Source organism: Halalkalibacter akibai JCM 9157 (assembly GCF_000513135.1).
Classification (GTDB): domain Bacteria; phylum Bacillota; class Bacilli; order Bacillales; family Bacillaceae_D; genus Halalkalibacter; species Halalkalibacter akibai.
Window position 1 is genome coordinate 1 of the sequence record NZ_BAUV01000093.1, and the last position, 6,625, is coordinate 6,625.

Here is a 6,625-nt window from a genome sequence, read left to right on the forward strand (position 1 = left end):
ATGCCAATGTTATCTCTAAAGCTTGGTTGGATAGTAAATAGAGAAATCCGGATAGTTAAATTAAGAAAATGGATAGTAAATAGTATGAACTGGATAGTAAATTGAGAGAAGCTGACAGTAAAGACAGAAAACTAAGAAGAAATCAATGTTCATACTTAGATACTTAGGTTAATTAAACTATTCTTAAAACCCTTTCACCTTTCTTTCTATACCGTACAGAAAGCAAACCCTAGAAGTGGTAAAAAAACGCATGATCTTCTAATAATTGGTGACTCTAACATTATAAATTAGTTAGGGGAAGGTGAAAGCTGAATGCCATCAATAATCTCCGTTAGTACATATAAACCCCCACATACAATCAATCAAGAAGCTACTACTGAATTTGCTCGTGAGTTATTCAGTGAAAATTATCAAGATATCGAACGATTATTAAAAGTTTTTGCAAATGGTCAAATTGAAGAGCGACAATTTTCAGTTCCACTTGATTGGTTCGAATCCGAGCACTCACTAGAAGTTAAAAACAATCTATATATAGAGTTAGCAACTTCTTTTTGCGTGGAAGCTATCAAAAAATGTTTAATGAATGATCAGTTTTTAAATGAGAACATAGATTATAAAGATATTGGAGCAATTGTTTTAGTTTCAAGTTCGGGTATGTCTACGCCGAGTTTAGATGCTCGTATTATGAACCAACTTCCTTTCTCTTCACATACAAAAAGAATTCCGTTATGGGGACTTGGTTGCGCTGGTGGAGCAGCTGGCATTAGTCGAGGTTATGAATATTGCAGGGCCTATCCGCAAGAAAATGTATTAGTTGTTTGTGTGGAGTTGTGTAGCTTAACTTTCCAGCGAAATGATCGTTCAAAAAGTAATCTAGTTGGTACATCGCTGTTTGCGGACGGGGTAGCTTGTGCTGTTTTAGCTGGGGATGATTCAAAACTAATCAATCAATTAGCTCGTCCGATAAGACCGACTGTTGTTGATACGGAATCAACGCTTATGCCAGATTCAGAAGATGTGATGGGGTGGGAAGTTAAGGATACAGGCTTACATGTCGTTTTTTCAAGAGATATTCCTGCGATTATTAAAGAGTGGCTTAAGCCAAATGTTACAGAGTTTTTAGAGCGTAACGAATTAAATATAGAACAGCTGTCTAGTTTTATTGCACATCCTGGGGGAAAAAAGGTTTTGGAGGCTTATGTGGAGTCTTTGAACATTGATGAACGGTTAACGGCAACCTCAAAAGAAATCCTTAAAAAACATGGGAATATGTCATCTCCTACTGTTCTGTATGTACTAGAGCAGATTATGTTACAGGAACATGAAGAAGGTGATATTGGATTAATGGCAGCATTAGGGCCAGGTTTTTGTTCAGAATTAACATTACTAGAGTGGAAGGGGCTTCATTAATGATTGCTGTTTATCTGTTTATAGCATTAGTTATCATTCAAAGGGTTATTGAAGTGGTTATCGCGAATAGAAATGCCAAGTGGATTAAAGCTCAAGGAGGATACGAAGTAGGAAAAGCTCACTATAAATACATTGTAGCTTTGCATGGTGTATTCTTTCTTTCGTTACTTGTAGAAGTCAGTCTAGTAAATAAGAGTTTTATGCTTTGGTCGATTATTCCTCTTGTTTTCTTTTTAGTTGCTCAAGTTGGAAGGGTATGGGCACTATCGTCATTAGGGCGATTTTGGAATACAAGAATTATGGTTTTGCCAGGGGCTAAAGTAGTCGCTAAAGGTCCATATCAATATCTCCGTCATCCTAATTACGCTATAGTCATAACTGAATTAGCGTGTCTTCCTCTTATTTTTCAAGCGTATTGGACGGCCATCATCTTTACTGTATTAAATGCAGTAATCCTCACTACACGAATCAAAGTCGAAGAAAGAGCCCTAGAAGAGGTCACAAATTATCAAGAAGTGTTTGATAAGCGAAATAGATTCATTCCTAAATATGAAGAATAGAAAGGGGGGTAGAACAAATCTACCCCTTTCTTTAAGCGTATAATCATGTTACGCTAACTGCAATTATAATCGAAATATGGAGAAATTTAGAATCTATTTTGGGAGGTAGGGTTTTGTCTAAGAAAAAAAAGGAACGTTTTGAAGTAAAGGAATCAGAAACAATTGAACAGTGTTTAGAAAGAATGAAATCTGAAGGATATGTACCCATTAGAAGGATTGAAAAACCTATTTTTGAGGAACGAACCGTTAATTCTAATAAAGAATATGTTCCTGTAAAACAGCAAATCATGTTTGAAGGTTTACTAGTAGAAAGCGAACAATAGAGTTAAGACATTTTAAATCGTTCGACTTTTTGTTGACAGTAATGAATGATGATTGTAAGATATAGTCATGTGATTGATCGAAAAACGAATAAGACCTCATATAATTTTGGGAATATGGTCCATAAGTTTCTACCCGATTGCCGTAAAAAAATCGGACTATGAGGGAAGTGTTACGTGGATTATTTACTTTATGATCTCTGAAAGCGTAGAAATAACTTCCTTTCTCTCAAAAAGAGTAGATAAAGAAAGTGTTTCTGCGCCTTTTTTTGTTAACTATAGCTTGCAACGATAAAGTAATGGAGGAATTCAAAATATGAATCCTGAAATTGGTGTAATAATGGGAAGTACTTCAGATTGGGAAACGATGAAAGCAGCTTGTGACGTACTTGATGAACTAGAGATTAGCTATGAGAAAAAGGTTGTTTCAGCTCATCGTACTCCTGATTTAATGTTTGACTATGCGGAACAAGCAAGATCGCGTGGCTTGAAAGTCATCATCGCTGGTGCTGGCGGAGCCGCGCATTTACCGGGGATGGTTGCGGCGAAAACCACACTACCTGTTATTGGTGTACCAGTTCAATCAAAAGCTCTACAAGGATTAGATTCACTTCTATCAATTGTTCAAATGCCTGGTGGCGTTCCAGTTGCGACGGTTGCAATTGGAAAAGCGGGTGCTACAAACGCTGGTTTGTTAGCAGCTCAGATTCTAGGAGCAACTTCTTCGGATATTGCTGAACGTTTAGAAAATAGAAGGGAAAAAACGAGACTGGCAGTCATAGAGAGCAGTGATACTCTATGACACAGATCATCAAGCCAGGTCAAACAATTGGAATTATCGGTGGAGGGCAACTCGGACGAATGATGGCTATCGCAGCTAAGCAAATGGGATATCGAATTGCGGTATTAGAGCCAACCGAAGACTCTCCTTGTGGACAAGTAGCCGATGTTGTGATTAAAGCTTCTTATAATGATTTTGAAGCAGCTAAGAAGCTTGCTGAAGTTTCCGATGTGATTACGTATGAGTTTGAAAATATTGATGATCAGACGGCTAAATGGCTAACTGAGCAAGCTGATTTTCCGCAAGGAGCCAACGTTTTGGCCATTACGCAAGATCGTTTAGCTGAGAAAGAGGCCATTCAATCTTTAGGAATAGCTCTTGCACCTTTTCATCCTGTTAGGTCTTTAGAGGATGTAGAACAAGCGGGAGAAAAGTTAGGCTTCCCAGCTGTCTTGAAAACAAGTCGTGGTGGTTATGATGGCAAAGGCCAAAGAGTAGTTCATGATTTAGAACAGCTTCAAGAAGCTGCGAAAGAGTTACTAGAAAGTGGAGATTGTGTATTAGAAGCCTGGATTCCGTTTCAATGTGAGTTGTCTGTAATCGTCACTCGTTCTAGAAACGGTGAAACAGCCGTTTTTCCAGTAGTAGAAAATGAACATAGAAACAATATCCTTTATCGTTCTCATGTTCCTGCTCGTGTTAGTGAGGAAGTGTGTGAAAATGCGAAGCAACTTGCATTAGAAATTGTTACTGGATTAGATGTAGTAGGAACACTAGCTGTTGAACTCTTTATGCTAAAGGATGGCAGATTATATGCCAATGAGGTCGCACCTCGTCCTCATAATTCAGGTCACTACACAATAGAAGGTTGTGAAACATCACAATTTGAACAACATATTAGAGCTGTTTGCGGCTTGCCACTTGGTTCAACATCGCTACGATCACCTATCGTAATGGAAAACATTTTAGGTGAGCAGTTAAATCAAGTAATAGAGAATGTTCCTAATTTATCAAAAATTAAGTTACATCTTTATGGAAAAACAGAGGCAAAAGAAAAAAGAAAGATGGGACATTTAACTGTTACGGCAAATACAGTTGAAGAGGCCTGTATGATATTAGATTCGTTTGTAAAAACAGGCGTTAATATATAAAGCTATTTAAATAGATAAGTGGAGGCTGGTCATAGATGATCGAACGTTATACACGCCCAGAAATGGGAGCTATATGGACAGAGGAAAATAAATTTCAAGCTTGGCTTGAAGTGGAAATTGTAGCTTGTGAGGCTTGGGCTGAACTTGGAGATATTCCAAAAGAAGATGTCGTCAAAATTCGTGAAAATGCGAGTTTTGATATTAACCGTATTAATGAAATTGAACTTGAAACACGTCATGATGTTGTAGCCTTTACACGTGCCGTTTCAGAGACATTAGGTGAAGAAAGAAAGTGGGTTCATTACGGCCTTACCTCAACAGATGTTGTTGATACAGCGTTGTCTTATCTATTGAAACAAGCAAACGATATTTTATTAGCAGACATCGAGCGTTTTATTGAGATTTTAAAAAATAAAGCTCAGGAGCATAAGTACACAGTTATGATGGGGCGTACTCATGGTGTACATGCTGAACCTACAACGTTCGGTTTGAAATTAGCTCTTTGGTATGAAGAAATGAAGCGTAATCTAGAGCGCTTTAAGCATGCAGCAGAAGGTGTAAGAGTTGGGAAATTATCTGGGGCTGTTGGAACTTTCGCTAATATCGACCCTTCCATTGAAGCTTTCGTTTGCGAAAAGTTAGGACTACAAGCAGCGCCAATTTCAACACAAACGTTGCAACGTGATCGCCATGCTGAGTACTTAGGAGCGATTGCATTAATTGCTACATCAATTGAGAAATTTGCTGTGGAGATTCGTGGTCTTCAAAAGAGTGAAACAAGAGAAGTGGAAGAATTTTTCGCAAAAGGTCAAAAAGGATCGTCGGCAATGCCACATAAACGTAACCCAATCGGTTCTGAAAACATGACTGGTTTAGCTCGCGTTATTCGTGGACATATGGTAACGGCTTACGAGAATGTTCCGTTATGGCATGAACGTGATATTTCGCATTCTTCAGCCGAACGTATCATTCTTCCAGATGCAACGATTGCTTTAAATTACATGCTTAACCGTTTTGGTAACATCGTGAAAAACTTAACGGTATTCCCTGAGAACATGAAGAGAAACATGACTCGTACGTATGGTTTAATTTACTCTCAGCGTGTTCTTCTATCTTTGATTGATAAGGGGATGGTTCGTGAGGAAGCTTACGATCTAGTTCAACCAAAAGCGATGGAAGCATGGGAAAAAGGCATCCAATTCCGCGAACTTGTTGAAGCAGAAGATCGAATTACAAGTGTGTTAACGGCTGATGAAATTGAAGATTGCTTTAACTATGAGCACCACTTAAAGCATGTTGATACGATTTTTACAAGAGTAGGTTTGCAAGACTAAATTGATAGAGGAGGAACATCCTCCTCTCTTTAATAGAGTTCCACATTCTGTATTTCGGAGGGGCAACGATGGAAAAAGGAATCTTGCTTTATGAAGGAAAGGCCAAACAGATTTTTGAAACCAATCAAGCGGATGAGCTTTGGATTAGTTATAAAGATGATGCAACTGCTTTTAATGGAGAAAAGAAAGAAACGCTTGCTGGCAAAGCACGTTTAAACAACGAGATTACCTCTTTAATCTTTGATTATTTAAAAGAAAATGGCGTACAGAGCCACTTCTTGAAAAAGCTTTCTGAAACAGAACAACTAGTAAAAAAAGTTGACATCATTCCATTAGAGGTTGTTGTTCGCAATGTTATAGCTGGTAGTTTGTCTAAGCGACTTGGGATGGAAGAAGGTACTGTACTTTCACAACCAATCGTTGAATTTTACTATAAGGATGATGCTCTTGGTGATCCGCTCGTCACGGAAGATCACATTGCGATTTTGCAAATTGCATCAGCTGAAGACTTAGCGATTTTGAGAGAAAAAGGGTTAGAGGTAAACAAACATTTGATTAATTTGTTTGATAACCTTAATGTTCGTTTAATTGATTTTAAGCTTGAATTTGGCCGTACAGCAGAAGGAACGATTCTATTAGCAGACGAAATCTCACCAGACACTTGCCGTCTTTGGGATAAAGAAACGAATCAACGTTTTGATAAAGATTTATTTAGAAGAAACATTGGAAGTTTACAAGAAGGATACCAAGAAATCTTATCACGCTTAGGAGGCGCATCATGTACAAAGTAAAAGTTTACGTTACGTTAAGAGAAAGTGTTCTAGATCCTCAAGGTGGAGCAGTAAAACGTGCATTACACACAATGAATTATTCAGAGGTTGAAGAAGTTCGTATTGGTAAATACATGGAGTTAACTTTACAAAATACAGATGACGTTGAAAAGCGTATCGATGAAATGTGTTCAAAATTATTAGCAAATACGGTGATTGAGGACTATCGTTATGAAATCGAGGAGGTTGTCTCATCATGAAATTCGCGGTAATTGTCTTTCCAGGTTCAAACTGTGATT

The 6,625-nt window shown here is 37.9% G+C and carries 8 protein-coding genes and 1 riboswitch; all 8 genes read left to right on the forward strand.

The features are described from left to right. The first annotated feature begins 312 nt into the window (after positions 1-312). The 8 genes from JCM9157_RS22485 (at position 313) to purS (ending at position 6,586) form a co-directional block, all read left to right on the forward strand. The gene (locus JCM9157_RS22485) at positions 313-1,410 is read left to right on the forward strand and encodes a type III polyketide synthase (RefSeq protein WP_035668635.1); all 1,098 of its coding nucleotides are present in this window, start codon (positions 313-315) and stop codon (positions 1,408-1,410) included. Next, complete coding sequence (locus JCM9157_RS22490) at positions 1,410-1,970, forward strand: isoprenylcysteine carboxyl methyltransferase family protein (protein WP_035668638.1); 561 nt, start codon at positions 1,410-1,412, stop codon at positions 1,968-1,970. Before JCM9157_RS22485 ends, JCM9157_RS22490 begins: the two co-directional genes overlap by 1 nt. A gap of 113 nt (positions 1,971-2,083) precedes the next feature. After that, complete coding sequence (locus tag JCM9157_RS22495) at positions 2,084-2,293, forward strand: NETI motif-containing protein (protein ID WP_035668640.1); 210 nt, start codon at positions 2,084-2,086, stop codon at positions 2,291-2,293. Between the two features lie 76 nt (positions 2,294-2,369). After that, positions 2,370-2,472, forward strand: a riboswitch (purine riboswitch). Between the two features lie 134 nt (positions 2,473-2,606). Further along, positions 2,607-3,092: a 5-(carboxyamino)imidazole ribonucleotide mutase gene (gene purE / locus JCM9157_RS22500; protein ID WP_035668644.1), complete on the forward strand. Its 486-nt coding sequence runs from the start codon at positions 2,607-2,609 to the stop codon at positions 3,090-3,092. Then, positions 3,089-4,222, forward strand: coding sequence for a 5-(carboxyamino)imidazole ribonucleotide synthase (gene purK / locus JCM9157_RS22505; protein ID WP_035668646.1), 1,134 nt, complete (start codon positions 3,089-3,091; stop codon positions 4,220-4,222). The genes purE and purK overlap by 4 nt, the downstream gene beginning before the upstream one ends. A gap of 35 nt (positions 4,223-4,257) precedes the next feature. Then, positions 4,258-5,556 (forward strand): adenylosuccinate lyase, encoded by a 1,299-nt coding sequence (gene purB, locus JCM9157_RS22510; RefSeq protein ID WP_035668650.1) that lies wholly within the window; start codon positions 4,258-4,260, stop codon positions 5,554-5,556. Between the two features lie 68 nt (positions 5,557-5,624). Beyond that, the gene (purC, locus tag JCM9157_RS22515; protein WP_035668653.1) at positions 5,625-6,347 is read left to right on the forward strand and encodes a phosphoribosylaminoimidazolesuccinocarboxamide synthase; all 723 of its coding nucleotides are present in this window, start codon (positions 5,625-5,627) and stop codon (positions 6,345-6,347) included. Further along, the gene (purS, locus tag JCM9157_RS22520) at positions 6,335-6,586 is read left to right on the forward strand and encodes a phosphoribosylformylglycinamidine synthase subunit PurS (RefSeq protein ID WP_035668655.1); all 252 of its coding nucleotides are present in this window, start codon (positions 6,335-6,337) and stop codon (positions 6,584-6,586) included. Before purC ends, purS begins: the two co-directional genes overlap by 13 nt. The last annotated feature ends 39 nt before the right edge of the window (positions 6,587-6,625 follow it).